Raw genomic sequence first — 23627 nt, 5'->3', positions numbered from 1 at the left:
CACCTTCGAGCACGAAGAAGAAGGGAGCGCCTCGGCGCTCCCTTTCTTTTTGTGCTTGCTCCGCTGAGGCGGATTTTGTGAGCCGAATCAGCCCTCGAGCAGGCTCAGCGCCAGGACCTCGTCGACGTGGGAGACGAAGTGCAGGCTCAGGTCCTTGCGAGCGGCGATGGGGATCTCGGGCTCGTCCTTGCGGTTGTGTGCCGGCAAGATCACGTCGCGGATCCCCGCCCGGTGAGCGGCGAGGACCTTCTCGCGCACGCCCCCCACCGCCAGCACGTTGCCGCAGAGCGTGACCTCGCCGGTCATCGCCACGTCGTGGCGGACCTTCTTGCCCCCGAGGGCGCTGACCAAGGCGGTCGTCAGGGCCACACCTGCGCTGGGGCCATCTTTGGGCACGGCGCCAGCCGGCAGGTGGATGTGGACGTCACACTTGGAGAGATCCGCGCTGACCCCAAAGTGATCTGCGCGGCTCTTGACCAGGCTCAGCGCCGCCTGGGCCGACTCTTTCATGACCTCGCCCAGGCGCCCGGTCATGCGCAGGCGCCCCTCGCCCTTGACCGTGGTCACCTCGACGAAGAGCAGCTGGCCGCCCACGGGCGTCCAACCCAGACCGGTGCACACGCCACCGCGGGGGCCGTGGCCCATGAGCTCCTCACGAAAGCGCGGCGGCCCGAGCACCCTGCCCACGTCCTCGACGCGGATCCGGTCGACCTCGGCCCGGCCCTCGGCGCGCTGCATGGCGACGTCGCGCAGCAAGGCCGCGAGCCGGCGCTGGAGGTTACGGACCCCCGACTCGCGGGTGTACTCCGTGGCCAGCAGCTCGAAGACCGCGTCGTCGACCTCGACCTCGGGACTCGCCGCCGCGTCGCCCCTGCCCTGTGAGCCCCTACCCGGTGAGTAGATGACCTGACCGCTCAGCCCGTTCTCGCGCAGCTCCTTTGGCAGCAGGTGTCCGCGGGCGATGGCCAGCTTCTCTGCGAGGGTATAGCCGCTGAGGTGGATGAACTCGAGGCGGTCACGCAGCGCCGCGGGGATCGTCCCGAGCTCGTTGGCCGTGCAGATGAACACGACCTTGGACAGGTCGTAGGGCAGGCCCAGGTAGTGGTCTTCGAAGGCGTCGTTTTGCTCGGGGTCGAGGGCCTCGAGCAGGGCCGAGGCCGGATCCCCGCGCAGGTTGGCCCCGGTGAGCTTGTCGATCTCGTCGAGCAGGATCACCGGGTCGACGGTCCCCGCGGTCTTCATGGCCTGGATCAGCCGGCCCGGGAGAGCGCCGACGTAGGTCCGCCGGTGGCCGCGGATCTCGGCGTCGTCGCGCACGCCCCCCAAAGCGATGCGGACGAAGCGACGGCCCAAGGTCGCGGCGATGCTCCGGGCCAAGGTGGTCTTGCCCACCCCGGGCGGCCCGGCGAAGCACAGCAGCGGCCCGCGCTGATTCGGCGCGAGCTTGCGGACGGCGAGGTACTCGATGACCCGCCGCTTGACCTTGTCGAGGCCGTGGTGGTCGGCGTCGAGGCGGGCGCGGGCGGCCTCGAGGTCGATGGGCGCCTGCTCGACCGGGCGCCCGGGGACCAGCCAGGGCAGCTCGGCGATCCACTCGAGGTAGGTGCGGGCGATCATCGCCTCGCTGCTCTGCGGGTTCATGCGCTCGAGCCGGCCGAGCTCGCGGTCGACGGCCAGCTGGACCTCCTCGGGCAGGATCTTCTGGTCGAGGCGGCGGGTGAGCTCCTCGAGCCAGCCCTCCTCGTCGTCCTCGCCGAGCTCGCTCTGGATCGCCCGCATCTTGTGGCGGAGCACGGCCTCGTGCTCGTGGCGCGAGAGGTGGTCGCGGACGCTGCGGTCGATGTCACGCTTGACCTCGAGCTCGTTGCAGCGCTGGGCGAGCAGCTCGATCAGCCGGCGCAGGCGCTCGGCCGGGTCGAGCTGCTCGAGCAGCTCCATGCGCCGCTTGCTGTCGAAGTCGACGAGGTGCGCGACGAGGTCGCCGACCCGGGCGGGGTCGCGCTCGCGCTCGATGGCCGCGACGCTCTCCTGGCGCTGCTGGCTGACCCGTGAGCTCGGCAGCAGCGACTCGTGGCGCTTGACCAGGTCACGCAGCACGCTCGACAGCGCGACGAGCATGGTCAGCTCGCTGGCGACCTCGGGGGGGCGGTGATAGTGGCCGAGCTCGAAGCCGTCGGCGTCCTCGAGGCTGTCGAGGAGCACGCGCTCGACCCCGCGGACGATCACGGTCATCCGCCCCGGGAGCCCGCGCAGCACCTGGACCACGCGGGTCAGCGTGGCCACGGGGTAGAGCTCGTCGAAGCTCGGGCGATCGTTCATCGGGTCGCGCTGGACCGCGACCAGGACGTGGTTCGCCGTGACCCCGCGGCGGCCCTGGGCCGTGGCCTGGCGCACCGCCTCGACGGACGCGGCGCGGCCGAGATCCACGGGCATGGACACCCCCGGAAAGAGCACGGCGCTGCGCAGCGGGAGTATGGGCAGCGCGCCCGTGTCGGGTAGTCGGTCACCGGTCCCGGCCATCTGCCAATCCTATCAGACTGACCGGCCCTGCGACCCCGCTCTCGCCGCGCGGCGGCCCGCCGGGGCGCGCAGCCCAACGGGCTCCGAGGCCGGCGCGGGCCAGCCCCCGGGCGAGCCGCGAGGGCGGAGCCGAGCGGGCGCCCTGATCTGCACTTCAAGAGCCCAGGCGCACGTCGACGCGGCGGTCTTCGGGCCAGCGCTCCGGGTCCTCGTGAGCGAGGGCCTCGCCCTGGCTCTCGACCTCGACGTGCGTGGGCGACATACCGTTGGCGATCAGCACGCGGGCGACGGACTGCGCCCGGCTCTCTCCGAGCTCGAGGTTGTACTCGTCGCTGCCGCGGGGGTCGGCGTGACCGATGAGCTCGAGGCCCTCGCCCGCGAGCGGACCGTCGTCGAAGCAGTCGGCGATCTCCGAGAGCAGCGCTCGCGTCGCGGGGTCGAGCTTGGCGCTGTCGTAGTCGAAGTAGGCGTTGTTGCTCTGGATGCCGCAGGCCTCGATGATCCCGGCGTCGACGACCACGGCCGTGACCTGCATGGGCGGCTCGCCGCGCTCGGGCGGCTCGCCGTGGACGACGTCGGCCTGGGGATCCACGGGCTCGAGCTCGCCGGGCTCGACCTCACCGCCGAGGTAGCGGGGCTTGTGGACCCGGGCGTGGTTCTCGGGCACGTCCGAGTGCGGGTGATAGCCGCGCGTCGACGCCGAGCACCCGAGGGTGAGCGAGAGGGCGGCAGCCGAAAAGAGTAGAGGGATAGCGGTCAATTCACGTCGATGCGTCATGTCCCCAATCACAATGCAGATACCGGGCCACCCCCCGAGACCACGCATTCGCGCCTCGATTCGTGACGAAGTGGCACGTTCGTGACGATGCGCCGCGTCACGCTCGCGCCTGCGCCACAGCCCGCCGCCCTCGCCCGTCCACGCCGAGATCTCTTCGCCGCCCCGCGCTGCCGCTATGCTCTCGCCGATGTCCCCCTCGCAGCGCGCGAGCTTGGCCGTTGGGCTGGCCTGGGCCGGCGGCTTCGGCCTGCCCGGCGGGCGCGTGGCCGGGGGGCTGCTCCTCGCCCTGTTCATCATCCTGATCATCGCGCTGCTCGTCACCCGGCCCACGCCGGCCACGCCCCAGCCCCAGGCGCCGCGCGTCGGCGAGGTCCCGCCAGCGCGCGCCCTCGCCTGGGCGCGCGCCCTCGCCAGCGCGCTACTCCTCGCCCTGCTCGCGCGCAGCCTGGGGCGCACGCTGATCGCCGCCCCCTCGGCCTGGCTCAGCGCGCTCGTCCTCGCCGCAGCGATCGCTACGGCGGTCGCTACGGCATGGCTCGGGCATCGGCGCTCGCCCGCGACAGCTCCCCCCTCGACAGCTCCCCCCTCGACAGCCCCCCCCTCGCCGCGCTGGCGCGGCCTCACCTTGGCCGCGGCCGCCACCGCCTTGGCCATCGCCGCGGCCCTGCTCGGCGCCCGGCTCGAGGCGCAGTGGCCCGGCGCCCGCGCCTTCGCCCGCTCGGGGCCGATCATCGGCGTGCACCCGCGCCAGAGCGTGGCGGTAATCCTCGACGGCTACGGCCCCCACGACATCGTCATCGACGACTACGTCGATCCCCGCGACGGCCAGGGCTACGACCCCGAGGGCTGGGCCGCGCACCTCGAGGCCGAGCTCCACGCCATCGCCGAGCGCAGCTACGCCCAGGGTCCCGCCCGCGCCCGCGAGGCCTTTGGGCGCGCCGAGGTCGAGGTCATCGCGGCCCAGGTCGCCGCGGACGAGCGCGACGCCTACCCCCTCGCCCGCGGCGTCGAGCTCCGCTCGGGCACCACCGGCGCGGGCGCCTCGGTGCGCTTCGTCTGCCCTGGCCAGGTCTTCGATCCCCGCGCGAGCGAGCCCCGCGCGAGCGAGCGCGCCCTCGCCTCGCCCTGCCCGCGCAAGTACGTGGTCGACGGCTCCACCGGGCTGGGTCTGTCTCCGCGCTGGCCCGGCTACAGCGAGGCCCGCGGCGGCGATCGCTTCAGGCTCGCGCGCCTGCTCGGCTGGCCGCGGGGAGAGGCGCGCGACGATCGTCGGCGCCTCGCCCTCGAGTCCGGCCTGTGGATGATCGCCCTCGTCGCCCTCGCCCTCGCCCTCGCCCTCGCCGCTCCCCTCGCGTGCCCCTCCCCGCTCGCGGCGTCCTCTCCCGCGACTTCGGCATCTGCTTCATCTGCGCCCGCGCGGGGTCCCTGGCTCTGGCTGCTCATCCCCCCGCTGCTCGCCGCCGCCTGCCTGTCGAGCTTCGCGCTGCTCGCCCTCTCGCCGAGCCCAGCCCTCGCCCACGGCGAGCACACCGGCCCGACCTTGCTGGCGATCGCCTTGACGCTGTGGCCGCACGCGCGGGCGGGAGATCGCGCGGCGTGGCTGCACGCCCTGCCCTGGAGCCTCGCCCTCGCCGCTGGGATCGCCCTGCTCGCGGCCTCGCCCCTCGCCGGCCACGGCGACGCCCTGGCCGCGCTCGCCCAGATTCGAGAGCAGCTCGTCTCGACCCTGGGTCTGCGCTGGGCGCAGGCGCAGGCCGTCGCCGCCGGCCTCGGCGTCGCGGCCTTGCTCCCGGCGACGATCGCCGCGGCCGCGCAGCTCCTCGGCGCGTTCACGCCGGCCGCCTTCCGTGAGCCCCAGCACGGGGATCAGGGCGCCCCGAAGCCCCTCGGCGCCCTGGCCAGCGCGATCTTGGGGCTGACCATCGCTGCGCTCCTCGCCCTGCGTAAGCCCGGGGGCGATCTCGCGTTGCTGCATGGTGCGGCGGCCCTCCTCCTCGCGGCGACACTCCCCCACGGCTGGCCCCGTAGGCGCCGCGCCGCCGCAGGAGCGCTCCTCGCAGCGCTCGCGCTCCTTGCATGGCAGGCCGCAGGCGATCCCCTCGCGGCCGCCCTGCTCGGCCTCTCGGCCATCCTCGCCCTGCTCACAGCCGTCCGCTAGGAGCCGGTGGTGGAACCCAGCGCGGCTCCTGGCGCTGGGTTTTTCACCACGGGCTCCTAGCAGCCCCGGCGGGCGACCAAAGCCAGCGGTTGCCTCGGGCGAGCACAGCTGGCTATCATCCCGCCCCACGGAAGGGCCCCCCGCCACATCTGGGGGCCGATCCAAGCAACCGCCCGGTCCAAGCACTCACCGCGGCGGCGAACGAGGTCCCCTCGAGATGACGCGTCACACCTCCCTGCTCACCACCCTCGCTCACCGAAGCCTCGGCGCCACCCTCACCGCGAGCCTCGTGCTCGCCCCGCTGCCGGTCTTCGCCAGCGCGCCGGCCGAAGAGGACGCCTCCGCCGACGAGGCCGCCCCGGCCGAAGCCGCCACCGTGGGTGGCAACGTCGCGGTGCTCAAGTTCGAGGGTGACGGCGACGTCGACGGGTGGCGCGCCAAGGTCCAGGGCAGCCTCGAGTATCAGGGCTACGTCGCCAACCTCATCAAGCGCTCGCTGACCGAGGCCGCCGACAAGAACAAGTGCAAGACCACCAACGCCGACTGCCTCGGCAAGATCGGCGCCTACCTCAACAAGAACTCCAAGGTCGCCTACGACTTCTTCGCCTTCGCCGAGGTCCCCGCGGCCGGCACCGGCAAGATCGTCATCTTCGACATCGCTGCCAACGCGGTCGCCGTCGAGCTGACCTTGGCCGTCACCGAGGGTGACTACATCCTCCCCGAGGTCCTCGCCCCGGCCGCCGCCACCCGCCTGGCCCACTACCAGGCGCCCCCGGCCCCGATCACCGAGGCCGAGCAGGCCCACATCGCCGCCCTCGACGAGCCCGAGAAGACCCCCGAGGAGATCGAGGCCGAGAAGCGGCGCATCGCCGAGGCCGAGGCCGGGGCCGTGTCCTCCTTCAAGCAGGGCCTCGACGTCGGCGCCCAGGTCGTCGACCTGCGCACGGACTTCGACGAGTTCTGCCGCGAGGGCGACCGCGAGGACAAGGAGATCCAAAACCCCGACGGCACCGTCACCAAGGAGCGCGACCTTCGTCCCAAGTGCTCCCGCGGGCCGGTGTTCGGCTACTGGCAGCCGCGCTCCTGGGTCGCCCTCACCCTCACCCTGGGCTCGGCCGTGACCATGGGCATCATGTACGGCATGGCCGCGGGCGCCCGCGGCCAGTGGAAGGACGCCAAGGACACCCTCGCGGCCTCGGGCCTGTCCTCCAGCGACCCCAACGCCGCCTGCGAGGGCGACACCTGCTACGCGGACCTCGCCGGAGCCGTCAGCGAGGCCGGCTCCAAGGTCCGCCGCCGGGCGATCATCGGCGACGTCATGCTCGGCTCCACCGTGCTCCTCGCCGGCGTCCTGGCGATCATCATCTACCAGGACCGCACGGCCGCGAAGGCCTTCATCGGCCGCGAGAAGGAGCTGCGCGCCCTCGGCAACCTGCGCGTCGGCCCGATGATCGGCGAGAGCAACGGCGCCTCGGTCGGCTTCGACTTCTGAGCCCCGGCTCGTCGAGCCCGTGCGCTGGCTGGCGCGAACCCGCCAGCGCGCCCAAAATCCGAGCCCTCTCCCAGCAGAGAGCTCGGATTTTTCGTTTTCCCGCGCTCGCGCCAGCTAAGCTGGCGCCATGTACTCGACCTGGCAACGTGTGGTGACGCCCGTCCTCGCCCTGGCGCTGGCGGCCTGTGGATCCAGCGCGGAGAGTGAGACGAGCGCCGAGACCGGCTCCGACTCCGGGAGCGCCGCGGGCGACGAGATCGGGACCGAGACCGAGACCGAGACCAGCGCCGAGGACGAGTCAGGATCGGGCGAGACCGACGCTGGCACCGAGACGGACAGCGAGACCGAGACCACCGCCACGCCCGGCCTGGAGGGCGAGTTCTCCTTCCTCACCTACAACGTCGCCGGCCTGCCCGAGGGCGTCTCGTCCTCCCACCCGGAGGCCAACACCCCGCAGATCTCCCCTCTGCTCAACGCCTACGACCTCGTCCTCGTGCAGGAGGACTTTTGGTACCACGAGGAGCTGTCCGCGGACGCCGAGCACCCCTACCAGAGCCAGCCCTGGTCCGAGGAGCCCAGCCTCGTCGACATGGGCGACGGCCTCAACCGCTTCTCCATCTTCCCCTTCGAGCTCCACGAGCGCGAGGCCTGGTACGACTGCAACGGCACCCTCGACTGCGCGAGCGACTGCCTGGCGACCAAGGGCTGGTCCTTCGCCCGGACCACCTTCGAGGCGGGCGTCGTCGTCGACGTCTACAACCTGCACATGGAGGCCGGCAGCTGCGAGGAGGACCTGGTGATCCGCGACCAGGCCGCCATGGACCTGGTCTCGGCGATCGCGATCCGCTCCGAAGGTCGCCCGGTGATCGTCGCCGGCGACTTCAACCTCAGGACCACCGACCCCGAGGACGTGTTCGCCCTCGACACCATCAAGTCGGGCGCGGGCCTGGCCGACGCCTGCGAGGTCCTCGACTGCGGCGACGCGCGCATCGACCAGGTGCTCTACCGCGGCAGCGAGAGCCTGCTCCTCGAGGCCCAGCAGTGGTGGATCCCCCCGGAGTTCGTGACCGAGGACGAGGAGGATCTCTCGGACCACCTGCCCGTGGCCGTCCGCCTGCGCTACGAGACCCTGTAGTCTTCGAGGGGGCTTCGCCGAGCCCCCGCCGGCTCGCCCCGCGCGCACGCAAAAAGGGCCTGGCGTCGCTGCGCCGGGCCCTTTTTCTTGGCTCGAGACGGGCTCGGAGCGCCTCAGATCTGGCGCTCGCAGAATTCCCGGAGCTTGCGGGGGCCGGGGTTGCCGGCCAGCTTGTCCACGACCTCGCCACCCTTGAAGATCAGGATCGTCGGCAGCTTCATCACCTTGTAGCGCGTCGACGTGGCCTGGTTCTCCTCGACGTTCATCTTGACGATCTTGAGCTGGCTGCCGAGATCGTCCTGGATCTTCTGCAGGTGAGGCTCCATCGCCTTGCAGGGCGCGCACCAGGTCGCCCAGAAGTCGACGAGGACGGGGGTGGAGGCTTGCAGAACTTCGGCGTCGAAATTGGCGTCGGTCGTGTGGTCTAGGTTGGACATGCGGCTCCCAGGTCGGGCGGGTTCCCGACAGAAGTGCGACTATGAGCCGCCCGGGGATCCATCGCAAGTCGCCCGCGGCGACAGCGCCAGATGCGCCCCATCCACCCGGGGGGTCTGCCGCGGGGCGCCCTCGACGGGCGAGACCGGGCTTCGGCGCAGCCCACTTTACCTGCTAGTTTCGAGGCCGCGCCGTGGACGTCAAGCGGACAAGCTCGTTCAAGTTCACTGGGGAGCTCCGACCTGCAACGGCCGGCGAGCGACCGCATGCCCAGATCCTGCGCGGCCTGCTGATCCCCGCCGCGGTCCTCGATGCCTCGGGGATCGTGCTCGCCTCCAACCGCGCCATGGCCGAGTTGCTGCGCGCCGACCGACCGCAGATCGAGAGCGAGCCGCTGCTCACCTGGATCCGTCGACCCAACGAGCGCGAGGCTTTTGGCCGCGAGTTTCTCGGGCTCCGCAAGCGCGCCGTCGGCCACGCCTTCACCCGCGACCTCGACCTCACCCCCAAGCTCGGCCCGGCGATCCGCTGCCGCGTGCGCGCGGCCAAGCTCGACGCCGACGAGGTCCTGCTGACCTGCGAGCGCTCCCAGGTCGCCGACGCCGAGACCGAGCTCGGCCGCGCCGTGACCCGGGCCCTCGACGGCCTCGATCAAGGCGTGCTGCTCGTCGACGGCGAGGGCCGCATCGTCCACGCCAACCCGGCGGCCCAGGATCTGCTCGGCGACGCGATCGTCGGCCGCGGCCTGCTCGAGCTCGCCAAGCCGGCCTACCTCGATCAGCTCGGGCGCGGCCTCGCCCTGGCCCGCGACGGCAGCTGGATCGGCGAGCTCGACCTCGAGCGCCTCGACGGCGAGCCCGTGCCCGTGGAGCTCTCGCTGGCCGCGGGCAACGGCGAGGGCGCGCCCGCGGTGGTCCTGTGCCGAGATCTCCGCGAGAGCCGTCGCCGCGCCTTCGAGCACCAGCTCACCGGCCAAGTCGATCGCGCGCTGGTCTCGTCCACGGAGCCGCGCGAGGCAATCAGCGCGGCCTGCCAGGCCCTGGCCACCGGCCTCGGCGCCCTGCGAGTCATCGTGCTCACGCGCTTCTCGGGCAACTGGGAGCGCTGGGAGACCGCGCCCGACAGCCCGCCGCGCTTCGTCCCGCTGAGCGCCGAGCTGTGCCCGCCCGCGGCCTGGTCGCGCGACGTCGGCATCCAGCCCGTCGGCGGCGAGGAGGGCGAGGAAGACAGGGCCGAGCTCTCCGCCCTGCTCGGGGAGCGACGCCCCACCGCCGAGGTCATCCGCGTGACCCTGCGCGCGACCGGGGGCGTGGTCGGCCACCTCGTGTGCAGCTTCGACCGCCGCGACCCCTGGGCCGGCGAGGAGCTCGGTCTGGTCACCCAGCTCGCGCCGCAGCTGGCCATGGGCCTCGCCAACGGCCTGCTCATGCTCGAGACCCGAGCCCTGGCCGCCTACCAGTCCCGCGTCCTCGATCAGACCGCCGTGCTGCTCAACTCCCTCGACGCCGAGGGCCGGGTGGTGACCTGGAACCGCGCCAGCGAGCGCCTCGTGGGCGTGCCCAGCGAGGGCGCCAAGGGCCGGCTCTTTGGCCTCGAGGTCGCCCGCGCCAAGGACATTCACCACTGGCGCGAGATGTGGGCCGCGCTGCTCAGCGACGGGGTCATGGCCCGGGAGATCGTGCTCCTCGACACCGAGGGACGCGACATCCCCTTTCACCTCGAAGGCCGGGTCTTGCGCGAGGGCTCGGAGATCAAGGGCGCCGTGCTCGTCGGCCTCGACCTCCGCATCCGCCGGGCGCTCGAGAAGCAGGTGCTCCAGAGCCAGAAGATGGCCGCCGTCGGCCTGCTCGCCGCGGGCATCGCCCACGAGATCAACAACCCGCTGTCGGGCGTCGTCGGCTACTCCAAGCTGCTGCTCGAGCGCCACCTCGAGCCCGACATCCGCGGCAAGGTCGAGCGCATCGCCCAAAGCGGCGAGCGCTGCCGCAAGATCGTCGAGGGCGTGCTGCTCTTCTCGCGCTCTCAGCAAGGCGGCGTGCGCACGGAGGTCGACCTCGCCCAGCTCGTCGATCGCGTCGTCCGCATCGGCGAATACCAGTGGAAGATGCACAACATCCGCATCTTGCGCGAGCCCGAGGTCCTGCCCGAGCCCCTGCGGGTGATGGCCGACGCCGACCAGATCGAGCAGGTCCTGCTGAATTTGCTGAGCAACGCGGTCGACGCGATGCCCCGCGGCGGGACCGTGCGCATCGCCCTCGGCGAGCCGCCGCAGCGCCCCGGCGCGGTCAGCTTCGCCGTCAGCGACGAGGGCATGGGCATCCCCGAGGAGATCCGCGACAGCATCTTCGACCCCTTCTTCTCGACCAAGGAGATCGGCAAGGGCACGGGCCTCGGCCTGTCGATCTCCTACGGCATCGTCCGCGATCACGGCGGTGATATCCTGCTCGAGTCGCAGCCCGGGCGGGGCACTACCTTCCGGGTGATCCTCCCCAAAGACGGCGCCCCGACGCCCCGACCGCAAACGGACCAGGACTCATGAGCCGCGGACGCACTCCACCTGTCAAGGACACCTACTCGACCCACGACGTCGCCAAGATCTGCTGCGTCACCCCGACCACCGTCATCCGCTGGATCGAGGACGGGCTGATCCCGGCCTTCAAGACCGTCGGCGGCCACCGCCGGGTCCGCCGCGAGGATCTCGAGAAGGTCTGCCAAGAGCGCGGCATCCCCTTCAACGTGCCCACGGGCAGCGAGGTCGGGCGCATCCTCGTGGTCGACGATGAGCCCGTGGTCCTCGAGCTCGTCCGCGACGTGGTCAAGGAGCTCAACCACAAGTTCGAGGTCGAGGTCGCCAAGGACGCCTTCGACGCCGGCCGCCTGGTCGCCACCTTCCGCCCGCAGCTGATCTTCCTCGACCTGATGATGCCCGGCGTCGACGGCTTCGAGGTCTGCACCCGGCTCAAGAAGGACGCGGCCACGGCCAACTCCGAGGTCATCGCGATCACCGGCTACTACACCGAGGCCAACATGGAGCGAATCCTCGGCGCCGGCGCAGCCGCATGCCTCAAGAAGCCCCTCGACGTGATCGAGGTCCGCGGTCGGGTCATCGAGGCCTTCAAGCTCAAGGACGAGGAGCTCGAGCAGGCTGGCAACAAGGCCCACGGTGCCACCAAGGTCCTCGTGGTCACGCAAAACGCCGACTTTCGCACCAAGATCCGCGACGAGCTCAGCCACGCGCGGCCGCCCGTCGAGGTGCTCACGGCCCAGACCGGCGCCGACGCGACCCTGGTCGCCCAGACCGCGCCACCCCAGCACGTCATCCTCTCGCTGACGATCCCGGACCTCGAGAGCAGCGCGGTGATCAGCAAGCTCGCGGGCTCGGACAACAAGCCGCAGATCATCGCGGTCCACGACGATCCGAGCGACGACATTCGCACGATGGCGCGGGACGCCGGGGCGCGCATGTGTCTGCCCACCGCCATGGTCGCGGGCACGATCCGCGAGCTCCTGGGGGTCTGAGGCGACAGGGTCGGCATCCACGCGAGCACGCGAGTGGGCCGCGAGTGGGCCGCGAGTGGGCCGCGAGTGGGCCGCGAGTGAGCCGCGAGCCCTGCGCTGTGCGTCGAGGACGGCCACGTCAAAACTTGACGTCGGGCCGTCGTCCCTCCGATGCTTGCGAAGTTCGCCTTAGGAGTTTGCTCGTCATGACCAACGCCCGTGTCCCCTTCGCCTCTTGCCTGTGTCTACTCCTCGCCGCGGCGGCCTGCAGCGATGAAGGCGGACGCGAGTCCACGTCGATCTACGGTGACGACGGCGGCCTGACCCTCGGCGGCGACGAGGCCAGCTCGCTCGACTCGGGCGACGACACCGACGGAGACAACGGCGGCTCGAACGACGAGGACGACGACACCTCTGGCGGCGGCGGGATCAAGCTCGACACCCTCGGCGGCGATGGCATGGGCTCGGCCGACGACGGCGGCAGCTCCGAGGGCTGCCAGGCGATCGACTTCCTGTTCGTGATCGACAACTCGGGGTCCATGGGTGACAACCAGCAGAACCTGATCAACAGCTTCCCTGGGTTCATCAGCAAGATCCAAGAGGCGATCGCCGAGGTCGACAGCTACCACATCATGGTCGTCGACACCGACGAGTACTGGAACGACTGCACCGTCGAGTGCGCCTTCCCCTTCCCGCTTTGCACCTTCGACGGCATCGACGGCTGCGACGGCGCGCCCACGGTCTGCGACGAGACCCTCGGCGCCGGGGTCAACTTTCCGCTCGGCGACGACGCCAGCAATCAGTACTGCGAGCTGACTGGCGGCCAGCGCTACATCACGCCCGCGGAGCCCTTCGACCTCCTGCCCCAGAAGTTCACCTGCATCGCCTCCGTGGGCACCGACGGCGACAGCAGCGAGATGCCGATGTCCGCGCTGACCCAGGCGATCGGGCCCACGCTCAACGGCGCCGGCGGCTGCAACTCGGGCTTCTTGCGCGACGACGCGGTCTTGGTGGTCACGATCATCACCGACGAGGAAGACAGCGACTCCCCGGGCACGCCGGCGGGCTGGTACCAGAACATCGTCGCTCAGAAGATCGGCGACGGCTCCGGCGTGGTCGTGCTCGGGCTGATCAACGACATGGACGCGGACACCCCCCTGTGCCCCGCCGAGTCCCAAGATCCCGAGCAGATCCGCACCTTCATCGACATGTTCCCCAACCACATCCGCGGCTCGGTCTGCGACGCCGACTACTCGCCCTTCTTCGAGCAGGCCGTGGATCTGATCAACAGCACCTGCGACGAGTTCGTGCCCGTGGGCTGAGCCCGACCGCCCTGGCTCAGCCGTCGAAGCGCAGCAGGTAGCGGCTCCAGGTCAGGCCCGCGCCGACGCCCGCCACCGCGACGTCGTCGCCGGCCCGCCAGTCCTGCCAACGCTCGGAGATCACCGTGCCCGAGCTCGCGCCGGCGGTGTTGCCGAAGCGATCGACGTTGTAGTGGTGGCGCTCGGGCGCGATCCCGCAGCGCCGGGCGATGGCCTCGAGCATGCGCAAGTTGGCCTGGTGGCCGACGAAGTGCAGCGTCCGCCCGTCCTCCTCGAATTCGTCGCGCAGGCCCAGGATCATCTCCGAGCTCATGCGGATGCCAAACATCTGCACGGCCCTGCCGTCCTGGCGAAAGTAGCCGAGGCGCGGGATGACCACGGTCCCCGCCCCCGCCGGGCTCGAGGCCAGCGAGGTCCCGACGATCCGCGCCCGCCCAGGCTCGCTCGCCGAGAGCACCACGGCCACGGCCCCGTCGCCCCACAGCACCGCCGTCGAGCGGTCGTTGTAGTCGATGCAGCGGGTCATGCCCTCGGCGCAGACCAGGAGCACGAAGCTCGGGAGCGCGTCGGGGCGCATGCGCGAGAGCACGTCGACGCCGGTGTAGAAGCTGGTGCACGCCGAGGACACGTCGAAGGCCGGGACCTCCGCGCCGAGCAGGCCTGCGATGTTGCAGGCCTGCGCCGGCGAGACCGTGTCCGGGGCGCAGCAGCCCGAGACGACCATGCCGAGATCCTCGACCCCGATCCCCGCCCGCGCCAGGGCCATGCGAGCCGCGCGGGCGCCCATCTCGGCGATCGACAGCTCGGCGGCCTCGATCGCCGCGGCCGGATCCGCGTTGCGAGTCTCGCGGATGTAGTCGAGGGGCAGCGCCGTCCTGCGGCTGCGGATCCCGACCCGCTCGAGGATCCACGCCTCGTCCGTCCCGATGTCGAGGGACTCCAAGAAGGCGTTGCTGATCTCGTTGTCGGGGTGATAGTGGCCGATACCGTGCAGATGAAGCGTCATCGCCAATGCCCTGACTCACTGTAGGCCAGCGAAGCTTCACGTCGAGCCGCGATCGCGTGACAGCGAGCACGGTCAATGCCGCGATCTGCGCTACTCAGCGAGCCCTCGCGCTGCGATCAACCCTGCGCTGCGCTCACAGGCCGCGCAGCTGCATCCAGCCGCGACGCAGCAGATCGCCGTAAAAGCGCAGCCTGCCGCCGATGTTCTCGATGATCTGATCGCGGAGCAAGACCTCCACGACCCGCTGGATCGCGTCGTCGTCGATGGTCATCTGCACGGCCAGGCGCCGCCGCAGCTCGCGGAATTCGAAGGCGCCGTCCTCGGCGCCACACAGCGCGTCGAGGATCGCCAGGGCCAGGCCGCGCTGCGGCTCCCAGTAGTCCTCGAGCACCGGCGCGAGCTCGCGGCCCAGCGCCCACGGCTCGGCCGTGACGCTCGCCGCTGCGGCCGTGAAGAGCTGCTCGAGGTCGGCCTCGGTCACGGGTTCGTGACGCCGCGCCAGCTCGGCCATGGCGCAGTGGATCCAGCGCGGGACGCCGTCGAGGCTGGCGGCGATCCGCCGGGCCGTGGCCGCCCGATCCCGCGCCGCGATGCTCTCGCCGAGCAGCAGCGCCGTGGCCAGGCGAGCCCCCGACTCGGGGCTGAGGGACTCGACGCGGACCCGCGCGAAGCTGTCGAAGGCCGCGCTGGGCAGGCGCGGGTAGACCCGCTCGAACAGGCGATCGCAGCTCGCCCCGCAGCTGATCAGCAGGCGCAGCTCGGCGTGGCTGTCGAGCAGCTCGGCGATGGTCGTGACCAGCACGCCCAGCGAGGGGCCGAAGCCCTTGGCCATCATCTGGGCGCAGAAGCGATCGAAGTCGTCGAGGGCGAGGACCACCGCCGGGGCCGCCTCGCCCAGCTCCGCCTGCATGACCGCGTCCACGCAGTCGCGCAGCACCGCCTCCCAGCCGTCCTCGTGCTCGCCGTCGCCGAGGCCGAGCTCGTCGGCGGTCACCTCTCCGCCCGCGCCGAGCAGCGGCGTGACCAGGGCCTCGAGGGCCGGGCCGGGGCCAGGGTGGTCCTGCCACAGCGCGTCGATGATCGCCGCGGCCGCGGCCAGGGGCGTGGGCAGCTCGGCCAGGGCCACGCGACGCCCGAACCACCCCGCAGGCGTCGCCGCCAGCGCCAGGCGGATCAGCGTGGTCTTCCCCATCCCCCACCGCCCCTCGAGGATGACGCCCCCCTCGCTCAGCGCGGCCCACAGGCGCTCGGTGTCCGCCTCGCGCCCGATCGCCTCGGCGGTTGCCACGGCTCCTGCCGGTTCGGCCTTCATGACCCGAAGATACGACCTCCGAGCGCGGTCATGGGGGCTTTTCCCTCGCTAGACCCACGAGCCCATGGAGGAGCCACGCTGGGTTCCACCACGGGTTCCTAGGGCACCAGCTCGGCCAGGCGTGTCCAGGCCCGCTCGCGGGTCTGCGCGTCGGGCTGGAAGCGGCGATGCATGGCCGCGAGGTAGTCCGGCGTCGAGCCGCAGCAGGCCCCCAGCAGCTCCAATTGCGGCCAGCGCCGCTGCCAGGCCTGCATCTGCTCGGCGAAGACCTCGTCGTCGACGATCCGCTCGACCCACTGGCCGTCGACGCGGCGCATGCCCAGGTGCGGATAAAAGCCCAGCGCCCCCGGCCAGGATGCGCGACTCGCCGCGCCAACGAGGGCCTCGAGGGCCGCAGGGATCGCGTCGATCTGCGTGCAGTTGACCAACAGCGCCTCCGGTCGGCGTCCCCTCCCCCGGCCGGCGAGCTCCATGAGCGCGTCGAAGCCCTCACCCGCGAGCAGGCGGCTGCCGTCGGGGCGGCGCGAGCCGGCTGGAGGCGGCGCCCCAGCGACCACCGCCAGCCACACGGGGACCTCGCCGAGGTCCTCGAGGGCCTCGAGGGCTCGGCTCGCCGCCACGAGATCGGTGAAGGTCTCGAGCAAGATCAGATCCGCCCCGGCGGCGATCAGGGCCTCAGCCAGGGCCCGATACTCGGCGAGCTCGAGCTCGCGCTGCTCCTCCGGCAGGCGCGGCCCGGGCAGCGGCGAGATCGCCCCCGCGACGCGGAATTTGGCCAGGCTCGGGTCCTGCGCCCGGCCGTGGGCGCGCACGGCCTCGAGCAACTCGACGCTGCGCGCGGCCAGCTCGCGCTGGCGCTCGCCCATGCCCGCGATCGCCAAGGTCCGCGCGTGCAGGCCGAAGCTGGCCGTCGAGAGCACCTGGGCGCCGGCGAGCAGGTAGTCGAAGTGGACCCTCGCGATCAGCTCGGGGTCATCGAGCAGCGCGCGGGCCGAGAACAGCGGGGCCTCGAGGGAGAAGCCCCGCCGGCTCAGCTCGGTCCCCATCGCGCCGTCGAGCAAGACGGCGCCATGGGAACCATCTCGGGCGACGCCCGGGTCCGCGTCGAGCTCGGTGTCCTCGCTCATCGCAGCCCAGGCGCTCGCAGGTGGGCGTTCAGCCGCCGCAGATGTCGTCCTCGAGGCAGCAGTCCACGGGGTCCATCAGGCAGAAGGTCTGATCGTCCTCTTGGCCGATCAGCGGCATGATCCGGCAGCCGTAGCCCTCGCGCCCGCACTCGCTGCTGGTCGAGCAGGGCTCGGCGCAGACCGTGTAGGTCCCGGCCACGCCCACGCAGGCCACCCCGCCGTTGGCGTCGCAGTCCGGGGCGTCGAGCAGCACGGTGGTCTGGTTGTCGGGCAGCTCGCAGCCGAGCTTGCTGCAGTAGCCGCCAGGCAGCTCGTAGACGCCGAGGATGTTGAGCACGCAGGTGGCTCCATCACCGAGAGCGGTCACGCACTCGTCGTCGGACAGGCAGGGCAGGCCCCAGTCGTCCATGATCGACGTGGTGGTCCCGTCCTTCTCGGCCCACTCGCTGCCACAGACGTCCTCGCCACCGGTGTCCCCACCAGTGTCGGTCTCGTCCGCGGTCTCGCCGGCCTCCTCCGCCGACTCGGCGTTGGAGTCGGTGCTCTCCTCCGAGCCGTCGTCGCCGCCGCAGGCGGTCGTGAGCAGGAGGGCGAAGGTCAGGCTGGAGGTCAGGGCAAAGAAGCGATGCATCCGGGGAAAATAGATTCGCCCGGATGCTCAGGTCAATATGGCAAACGCCGCGCAGATGCCTGCACACGGCATCCTGCGGCGTTTTTATCCGACGGTGATCCAGCCGAAATCAGCCTGTGCTCTCGAGCACACAGGCGATGCCCTGGCCGACACCGATGCACATGCTCGCCAGGCCCCACTTGCCGCCGGTCCGGCGCAGGTTGTGGGCCAGCGTGGTCACGATCCGCGCGCCCGAGCAGCCGAGCGGATGACCCAAGGCGATCGCGCCTCCCGAAGGGTTGACCTTGTCCTCGTCGAGGCCGAGGCCGCGGATGCTGGCCAGGGTCTGGCTGGCGAAGGCCTCGTTGAGCTCGACCGAGTCGAGATCCCCGACGCGCAGCTTGGCGCGCTGGAGCGCCTTGCGGCTCGCGGGGATCGGCCCGATGCCCATGACCCCCGGGTGGACGCCGGCGTGGCCCCAAGTTGCGATCCGGGCGATCGGCCGCAGGCCGAGGGCCTCGGCCCGCGCCGCCGAAGTGATCAGCAGGGCCGCGGCGCCGTCGTTGAGCGGCGAGGCGTTGCCCGCGGTCACGGTCCCGCCCTCGCGGAACACGGGCCTGAGCTTGGCGAGCTTCTCGGCCGAGGTGTCGCGGCGCACCGACTCGTCGAGGGTCACGCGCAGCGGATCCTTCTTGCGGCCCTGGGGCACGGTCACGGCGACGGTCTCGTCGTCGAACCAGCCCTCGTCCTGGGCGATGGCCGCGAGCTGGTGGCTGCGCAGGGCCCAGGCGTCCTGATCTTCGCGGCTGATCTCGTGGCGCTCGGCCACGTTCTCGGCGGTCGCGCCCAGCGACTCGATCGGGTAGAGCGCGTCCATGCGCGGGTTGATCATCCGCCAGCCCAGGGCCGTGTCGTAGATCTCGGGCTTGTTGTGGAAGGCCACGTCGCCCTTGGGCATCACGTAGGGGGCGCGGGTCATGCTCTCCACGCCGCCGGCGATGTAGACCTGGCCCTCGCCGACCATCACGGCCTTGGCTGCCTGGATCACCGCCTCCATGCCCGAGCCGCACAGGCGGTTGACCGTGACCCCGGGGACCTCGACGGGCACACCAGCGAGCAGCGCCCCCATGCGCGCGACGTTGCGGTTGTCCTCGCCGGCCTGGTTGGCGGCGCCAAAGTAGACGTCCTCGAGATCCTCGATGGCCGCCGGATAGCGCTCGCGCAGCGCACCGATCACCCGCGCGGCGAGATCGTCCGGGCGCATCGGCGCGAGCACCCCGCGAAACTTGCCCATGGGCGTGCGCAGGGCGTCGACGATCACCGGCGTACGTGCTGCGTCCAAGCTTTCGAGCATGAACCCTTGCGTACCACGATGGCCCGAGGGCACGCGGGCGCTCGTTGTTGCGGACCCTCACGGTCTTTTGGGCAGCGGCCCTAAACTCACAGCCCAGCTCCGCTACCCTCGCCCACATGTCGACGGGATTTCGACTGCTGACCTGGAACGTCAACTCGATCCGCGCGCGCCTCGACAACGTGCTCGCCTACCTCGACGACCACGAGCCCGAGGTCGTCTGCCTGCAGGAGACCAAGGTCGAGGACGCCCTCTTTCCCCGCGTCCCCTTCATGGAGCTGGGCTACCGCGTCGCCCTCAACGGCACCAAAGGCTACGCCGGCGTCGCCACGCTGATCCGCGGCGCCGAGCCCGAAGACGTGCAGGCCGGCTTCGCCGAGGGCCCCGCCGACAAGCACCGGCGGATCCTCGCCTGCACCTACCAGGGCGTGCGCATCTACAACCTCTACGTGCCCAACGGCACCGCCCTCGACTCGCAGCACTTCACCTACAAGCTCGAGTGGCTGGCCCGGCTCCGCGGCGAGCTCGACGCGCGCTTCGAGCCCAGTGACGCCGTGGTCCTGTGCGGCGACTTCAACATCGCCCGGGACGAGCGCGACGTGTGGTCGGTCGAGTCCATGGCCGGCGGCACCCACTTCACCGCCGAGGAGCACGCCGCCCTCGACGCCCTCGAAGGCTTCGGCCTGCGCGACTGCTTCCGCAAGTTCGACGACGCCCCCGGGCGCTTCACCTGGTTCGACTACCGCGGCGGCTCCTGGGAGAAGAAGCAGGGCCTGCGCATCGACTATGTCTACGCGACGGCGCCGGTCTACGAGCGCTGCGCCGAGGTCGTGCACGACTGGGAACCGCGCGCCTGGGACGAGCCCTCGGACCACGTCCCCGTGGTCGCGCGCTTCACCTGAGGAGCGCACACGGCCGGCAACGGCCCGACAGGCGCCGGGTCCAGCCCCCTGCTCGCTCGGCCCCGCCCGGCGAGCGGGGTCCTCGGCGTGGGATCAGGACGCCCGCGGGATCGGGCGCAGGCGCGAGCGCATGAACGCGATCCGCTCGTCGATGGTCCGCTCGGGCGCGCCGGGGAGCTCGACCATGGCCTTGGCCAGGGTCCGGTAGCGCCCGGTCATCAGCAGCGCCCAGACGATGAAGAAGTCGAGGCCGCGGAAGATGATCGCGTCCTTCTCACCGTAGAGCGCCTGGTTGGCCGCGAACTCCCCCGGGTACTCGCTCCAGTGGCAGCGCGCCTTGACGTGGTGGTGGATGTGATAGCCGTCGTTGAAGCAGCGCCGGTTGTAGCGCGAGTCGATGCAGGTGATGGAATTGCGGTAGGCGCAATTGGGGTCGCTAGCGTCGACGAAGGCGTGCTGGGCCCAGTTGCCGGCCATCATCAGCGTGCGGACCATGAGCACGGGGATCACGAACACGACCAGCGTCGCCCGCCAGTCCACGTAGGCGAGCAGCCCGACCACCAGCCAGTAGCTGCCCTCGCCCAGCAAGGTCCGCGCGGCCATCTTGCGCTGGCCGCGGCGCAAGAAGTAGAGCGGCAGCTCGATCAGCACCAGGGTCATGAAGCGCAGGTAGTAGCGCAGCCAGTGCGAGAGCCGGTCGCGCTGGTAGGGCATGGTCGAGCTCAGATCGTCGTGGAGGTTGTTCTCCGGGTGGTGCATCCCCATGTGGTGGCAAAAGTAGGTCTGCGGGGTCTCACCAAAGAAGGGACCCAGGACCCAGGGGATCACCTGGTTGAGCCAGCCGACCTCGCGCCGAAACAAGATCCGATGCGAGGTGCAGTGGAGCATGAGGATGAAGCGATCCACCGTCCACAGCCCCCAGATCGCCAGGTAGACCACGCCCGCCGCCCAAAACCACGGGCCGGTGAGCCACAGCTTGGAGATCGGGTAGAGCGACAGGCCGAGCAGCGCCGTGGTCGCACACGCCGCCATCAGGTGCACGAAGGTCAGGTCGCGGGGATCGTTGATCAGCCGCAGCGCCAGCGCGTCCCAGGGGGCGGGCTGAGCGGGGATCGTCGGAGGTCCTGGATCTGCCATGGCGGTCCAAAGCTATCAGCCGGATCCCCCAGGCTCCACGCGCCCCCCGAGCGTCGGACGTGAGCCAGCCCGGCAGTGAGCTCCGCTCACATCTCGGCGGTGTCGACGTCGCCCAGCTGCGGGCCGTCGATCGGCAGGTCTAGGTGAAAGCGCGCGCCCTGCCCCGGGCTGCTCTCGACCCACAGTGATCCGCCGTGATCCGCGGCGATGCCGTGGCTCACGGACAGGCCCAGGCCCGTGCCGCGATCCCGACCTTTGGTGGTGAAGAAGGGATCGAAGATCCGCCCGCGGATCTCCTCGGCGATGCCCGGGCCGTGGTCGACCACGCTGACGCGGATCCACGGGCGCTCGTCATCCTCGAAGCTCTCGGCGCGCACGAGGATCTCCCGGACCGCGTCGGGGGCGTCGGCGGGCAGGTCGACGATCGCGTCGCGGGCGTTGGTCACGAGGTTCATCAGGACCTGCTGGACCTGCTGGACCTTGCAGCGCAGCCTGGGCAGGTCCTGGGCGATCTCCAGGCGCAGCTCGATGCGATCGCGGCGGAGCACGGCGCGGATCAGCGAGAAGGTCGCCTCGATCACCCCGCCGACCTCGATGTCCTCGACCGGCATCTCGTCCTCGACCTCGGAGCGCGCGAAGGCCATGAGGTTGCGGACGATGATCGCCACGCGCTCGGACTCGTGGCCGATCTCCCCGGCGAACTCGAGCACCGTGTCGACGTCGTCGGGGCGCTCGGCGATCAGCTCGGCGTAGTTCATGATCCCCTGGACAGGGTTGTTGATCTCGTGGGCCACGCCGCTGGCCAGGGTGCCGATGGACTCGAGGCGCTGCTGCTGGCGCAGCTGGACCTCGAGGCCCTTGCGCGCGCTGATCTCCGTGGCGATGACCAGGGCCTTGGCCGTGGGCGCGCCGCTGCTGAAGGGGTCCTCGGCGGCGCCGACGTGGATCGGGCTGACGCGGAACATGAACCAGCACGGGGTCTGATCCCCGTCGCGCAGGCACAGCTCGACCTCGCGGGCCTCGCCGGCGGCCAGGGCCTCGCCCAGGGTGCTGCGCCAGGCGGAGCGCGAGGGATCGTCCATGACCTCGCTGAGCCGGCGCCCGAGCAGCTCCTGGGCGCTGGTGACCACACCGAGGCGCGCGGGGTGGTTGACGAACTCGACCCGGCCGCGCTCGTTGAGCACCGCGACCACGTCGGGCAGGCCGTCGACGAGCGAGCGCCAGCGATCCTCACTGGCCTCGAGCGCGGCGTAGAGCCGGGCGCTCTCGAGGGCGCCGGCGGCCTGGGCCAGGAGCAGACGCAAGACCCCGCGGTGACCCTCGCCAAAGGCCCCCGGGCGCGCGCGGTGCTCGAGGACCAGCACGCCGATGCGCTGCTCGTGCTTGAGGATCGGCGCGCACAGCATGGCGCGGGTCCCCGAGGACGCGTAGCGATCGCCAAAGAAGCGCCCGTCGGCGCGCAGGTCATCGACCAGGACGAGTTCGCCGCTGCCGCGCGCGAGCTCGACGGCCGCGCGCGGCAGCCGGCCACCGGCCGCCTCCACCGGCAGCGGCGGGCTGACCAGGCTCCCCCCTCCCGGCGCGCCCCGGTCCTGCTCCGCGACCAGCACCGCCCCGCCCTCGCGCTCGAGCAAGAGCATGGCCCGCTCGCCGCCGACGTGCTCGAGCGCGGCGCTGAGCACCTTGAGCACGACGTCCTCGAGGCGCAGGGCCTCGCCGAGCTCGCGGATCGCCGTGGACACCGCGCGCAGGCCCTTGCTCGCAGCCACCTCCGCGACCCGGGCGAGCGGCGTCCGCCACTGGACCAGGTCGCCGTGGCGGCGCTCGAGGGCGCTGACCACCGAGCCCGCGCCCCAACGAACGAAGCTCGCCCGCGCGTCCTCGAGGGCCGAGACGGCCACGCGCTCGAGGCCCTCGTTGGCGGCGAGCCGGGCCAGGCTCTCGCTGGCCAGGCCGTCGAGGTCGTGGATGCCCTGCGCGGCCGCCAGGCTGCGCGCCGACTCGAAGCAACGCAGCGCCTCGAGGGCCTCGCCGCGGGCGACCGCGAGCTCTCCGGCGAGCAGATCCACCATCGGCTGGTAGCGCGCGCGGCAGCCCTGCGCCCAGCGGCTCAAGCTCGCCATGCGCACGCGGGCCAGGGTCTTGAGCCGCCTCCGCTCGCTGCGAGGGCAGCCCTCCTCGCCGGCGCGCGCGATGGCGAGCAGCCCCGAGTAGAGCGCGTAGCGAGGCGCGAGCCACAGCTCACCGAGCACCCGCTCGTAGTCCTCGGCGATGCGCTCGACGATCGCCCAGGTCTCGGCCCCGCGCTGGCCGAGGAAGAGCCGGCCGCCGATCTCGATCACGTCGGCGGCGTAGCGCAGCGCCTCGCTGGTCCCCGGCGCGAGCTCGTCGCGCGACAAAAAGCGCGGCTGCTCCCCGCGCGGCGGCTCCTCCTCGCTCGGGTAGCTCAGGCAGTCCGCGTAGCGCCGCGCGAGCGCCAGGGCCTGGGCCGCCTCGCCCGGCGACGCATTCGAGACCGCCGCGGTCGACACCAAGGCGGACAGACCCTCGCCTCCCCGCAGCTGCTCGGGGAAGCGCAGACACACCGGGGGGTCGTGCTCGACCAAGGGGGAGTCCATGGACACGGGACCTCGAAGAGCCTGGCGCAACGCCTGACGCTGGCAAGAATCGCATGCCAGACGCCAAGGCTGGAGCCCCTGCGACGAGATGACGGTTTCGAGAGTGGGCCTGCGTCCGCCCCGCGGGGTGGCTCCGCGCGGCCCGAGTCATGCGCGCGAGCGCCCTCCCCTCATGTGGACTCACGAGTCATATCGCTCGAGGACCCAGGCGCGCGATGCGGGGTCT

The 23627-nt window shown here is 71.4% G+C and carries 17 protein-coding genes; 7 read left to right on the top strand and 10 right to left on the bottom strand.

Annotated elements, in window-relative coordinates; all coding sequences use genetic code 11:
- Positions 1 to 87: 87 nt before the first annotated feature.
- Complete coding sequence (gene lon / locus G6O69_RS25795) at positions 88 to 2520, bottom strand: endopeptidase La (RefSeq protein WP_172306161.1); 2433 nt, start codon at positions 2518 to 2520, stop codon at positions 88 to 90.
- A 154-nt stretch (positions 2521 to 2674) separates the two neighbouring features.
- Positions 2675 to 3187 (bottom strand): OmpA family protein, encoded by a 513-nt coding sequence (locus tag G6O69_RS25790; RefSeq protein ID WP_346017081.1) that lies wholly within the window; start codon positions 3185 to 3187, stop codon positions 2675 to 2677.
- 298 nt (positions 3188 to 3485) lie between these two features.
- Between G6O69_RS25790 and G6O69_RS25785 the strand changes: the two genes are divergently transcribed.
- The 3 genes from G6O69_RS25785 (at position 3486) to G6O69_RS25775 (ending at position 8083) form a co-directional block, all read left to right on the top strand.
- Entirely contained in the window at positions 3486 to 5456 is a 1971-nt protein-coding gene (locus G6O69_RS25785; protein WP_172306160.1) for a hypothetical protein, read from the top strand.
- A gap of 217 nt (positions 5457 to 5673) precedes the next feature.
- The gene (locus G6O69_RS25780) at positions 5674 to 6948 is read left to right on the top strand and encodes a hypothetical protein (RefSeq protein ID WP_172306159.1); all 1275 of its coding nucleotides are present in this window, start codon (positions 5674 to 5676) and stop codon (positions 6946 to 6948) included.
- A gap of 127 nt (positions 6949 to 7075) precedes the next feature.
- Complete coding sequence (locus G6O69_RS25775; protein WP_172306158.1) at positions 7076 to 8083, top strand: endonuclease/exonuclease/phosphatase family protein; 1008 nt, start codon at positions 7076 to 7078, stop codon at positions 8081 to 8083.
- A 113-nt stretch (positions 8084 to 8196) separates the two neighbouring features.
- Here G6O69_RS25775 and trxA read toward each other — a convergent pair whose 3' ends face one another.
- Entirely contained in the window at positions 8197 to 8520 is a 324-nt protein-coding gene (gene trxA / locus G6O69_RS25770) for a thioredoxin (RefSeq protein WP_172306157.1), read from the bottom strand.
- Between the two features lie 191 nt (positions 8521 to 8711).
- Between trxA and G6O69_RS25765 the strand changes: the two genes are divergently transcribed.
- From G6O69_RS25765 to G6O69_RS25755, 3 genes are all read left to right on the top strand, one after another.
- A complete protein-coding gene (locus G6O69_RS25765; RefSeq protein ID WP_172306156.1) occupies positions 8712 to 11057 on the top strand; it encodes an ATP-binding protein in 2346 nt (781 codons plus the stop codon).
- Entirely contained in the window at positions 11054 to 12037 is a 984-nt protein-coding gene (locus G6O69_RS25760; protein ID WP_172306155.1) for a response regulator, read from the top strand. The genes G6O69_RS25765 and G6O69_RS25760 overlap by 4 nt, the downstream gene beginning before the upstream one ends.
- Positions 12038 to 12222: 185 nt before the next feature.
- Positions 12223 to 13338 carry a hypothetical protein gene (locus tag G6O69_RS25755; RefSeq protein ID WP_172306154.1) on the top strand — a complete coding sequence of 372 codons (1116 nt, stop codon included), beginning with the start codon at positions 12223 to 12225 and terminating at the stop codon, positions 13336 to 13338.
- A gap of 16 nt (positions 13339 to 13354) precedes the next feature.
- On the opposite strand, the gene G6O69_RS25750 is transcribed toward G6O69_RS25755, so the two are convergent.
- From G6O69_RS25750 to G6O69_RS25730, 5 genes are all read right to left on the bottom strand, one after another.
- On the bottom strand, positions 13355 to 14344 hold the full coding sequence (locus G6O69_RS25750) for a ketoacyl-ACP synthase III (protein ID WP_172306153.1): 990 nt from the start codon (positions 14342 to 14344) through the stop codon (positions 13355 to 13357).
- Positions 14345 to 14477: 133 nt separating this feature from the next.
- Positions 14478 to 15656, bottom strand: a complete 1179-nt coding sequence (locus G6O69_RS25745; RefSeq protein WP_172306152.1) for an ATP-binding protein — start codon at positions 15654 to 15656, stop codon at positions 14478 to 14480.
- Positions 15657 to 15754: 98 nt separating this feature from the next.
- Positions 15755 to 16783: a homocysteine S-methyltransferase family protein gene (locus G6O69_RS25740; RefSeq protein ID WP_172306151.1), complete on the bottom strand. Its 1029-nt coding sequence runs from the start codon at positions 16781 to 16783 to the stop codon at positions 15755 to 15757.
- Positions 16784 to 16811: 28 nt separating this feature from the next.
- Positions 16812 to 17414, bottom strand: coding sequence for a hypothetical protein (locus G6O69_RS25735; protein ID WP_172306150.1), 603 nt, complete (start codon positions 17412 to 17414; stop codon positions 16812 to 16814).
- Between the two features lie 109 nt (positions 17415 to 17523).
- Positions 17524 to 18747 (bottom strand): acetyl-CoA C-acyltransferase, encoded by a 1224-nt coding sequence (locus tag G6O69_RS25730; protein ID WP_172306149.1) that lies wholly within the window; start codon positions 18745 to 18747, stop codon positions 17524 to 17526.
- 116 nt (positions 18748 to 18863) lie between these two features.
- On the opposite strand from G6O69_RS25730, the gene xth reads away from it, so the two are divergent.
- Positions 18864 to 19646, top strand: a complete 783-nt coding sequence (gene xth, locus G6O69_RS25725; RefSeq protein ID WP_172306148.1) for an exodeoxyribonuclease III — start codon at positions 18864 to 18866, stop codon at positions 19644 to 19646.
- A 93-nt stretch (positions 19647 to 19739) separates the two neighbouring features.
- On the opposite strand, the gene G6O69_RS25720 is transcribed toward xth, so the two are convergent.
- Together G6O69_RS25720 and G6O69_RS25715 are read right to left on the bottom strand one after the other, a co-directional pair.
- Entirely contained in the window at positions 19740 to 20783 is a 1044-nt protein-coding gene (locus G6O69_RS25720; protein ID WP_172306147.1) for a fatty acid desaturase, read from the bottom strand.
- A gap of 86 nt (positions 20784 to 20869) precedes the next feature.
- A complete protein-coding gene (locus G6O69_RS25715; protein WP_172306146.1) occupies positions 20870 to 23401 on the bottom strand; it encodes an ATP-binding protein in 2532 nt (843 codons plus the stop codon).
- Positions 23402 to 23627 lie beyond the last annotated feature (226 nt).

It is taken from the genome of Pseudenhygromyxa sp. WMMC2535, from assembly GCF_011083025.2.
This window is presented reverse-complemented; position numbering and strand designations above follow the sequence as displayed.

What these genes read in the sequence shown, in the direction of transcription:
- lon (WP_172306161.1), bottom strand. Translation starts at nt 2,520, where the DNA reads ATGGCCGGGACCGGTGACCGACTACCCGACACGGGCGCGCTGCCCATA.
- G6O69_RS25785 (WP_172306160.1), top strand. Translation starts at nt 3,486, where the DNA reads ATGTCCCCCTCGCAGCGCGCGAGCTTGGCCGTTGGGCTGGCCTGGGCC.
- G6O69_RS25780 (WP_172306159.1), top strand. Translation starts at nt 5,674, where the DNA reads ATGACGCGTCACACCTCCCTGCTCACCACCCTCGCTCACCGAAGCCTC.
- G6O69_RS25775 (WP_172306158.1), top strand. Translation starts at nt 7,076, where the DNA reads ATGTACTCGACCTGGCAACGTGTGGTGACGCCCGTCCTCGCCCTGGCG.
- trxA (WP_172306157.1), bottom strand. Translation starts at nt 8,520, where the DNA reads ATGTCCAACCTAGACCACACGACCGACGCCAATTTCGACGCCGAAGTT.
- G6O69_RS25760 (WP_172306155.1), top strand. Translation starts at nt 11,054, where the DNA reads ATGAGCCGCGGACGCACTCCACCTGTCAAGGACACCTACTCGACCCAC.
- G6O69_RS25755 (WP_172306154.1), top strand. Translation starts at nt 12,223, where the DNA reads ATGACCAACGCCCGTGTCCCCTTCGCCTCTTGCCTGTGTCTACTCCTC.
- G6O69_RS25750 (WP_172306153.1), bottom strand. Translation starts at nt 14,344, where the DNA reads ATGACGCTTCATCTGCACGGTATCGGCCACTATCACCCCGACAACGAG.
- G6O69_RS25745 (WP_172306152.1), bottom strand. Translation starts at nt 15,656, where the DNA reads ATGAAGGCCGAACCGGCAGGAGCCGTGGCAACCGCCGAGGCGATCGGG.
- G6O69_RS25740 (WP_172306151.1), bottom strand. Translation starts at nt 16,783, where the DNA reads ATGAGCGAGGACACCGAGCTCGACGCGGACCCGGGCGTCGCCCGAGAT.
- G6O69_RS25735 (WP_172306150.1), bottom strand. Translation starts at nt 17,414, where the DNA reads ATGCATCGCTTCTTTGCCCTGACCTCCAGCCTGACCTTCGCCCTCCTG.
- G6O69_RS25730 (WP_172306149.1), bottom strand. Translation starts at nt 18,747, where the DNA reads ATGCTCGAAAGCTTGGACGCAGCACGTACGCCGGTGATCGTCGACGCC.
- xth (WP_172306148.1), top strand. Translation starts at nt 18,864, where the DNA reads ATGTCGACGGGATTTCGACTGCTGACCTGGAACGTCAACTCGATCCGC.
- G6O69_RS25720 (WP_172306147.1), bottom strand. Translation starts at nt 20,783, where the DNA reads ATGGCAGATCCAGGACCTCCGACGATCCCCGCTCAGCCCGCCCCCTGG.
- G6O69_RS25715 (WP_172306146.1), bottom strand. Translation starts at nt 23,401, where the DNA reads ATGGACTCCCCCTTGGTCGAGCACGACCCCCCGGTGTGTCTGCGCTTC.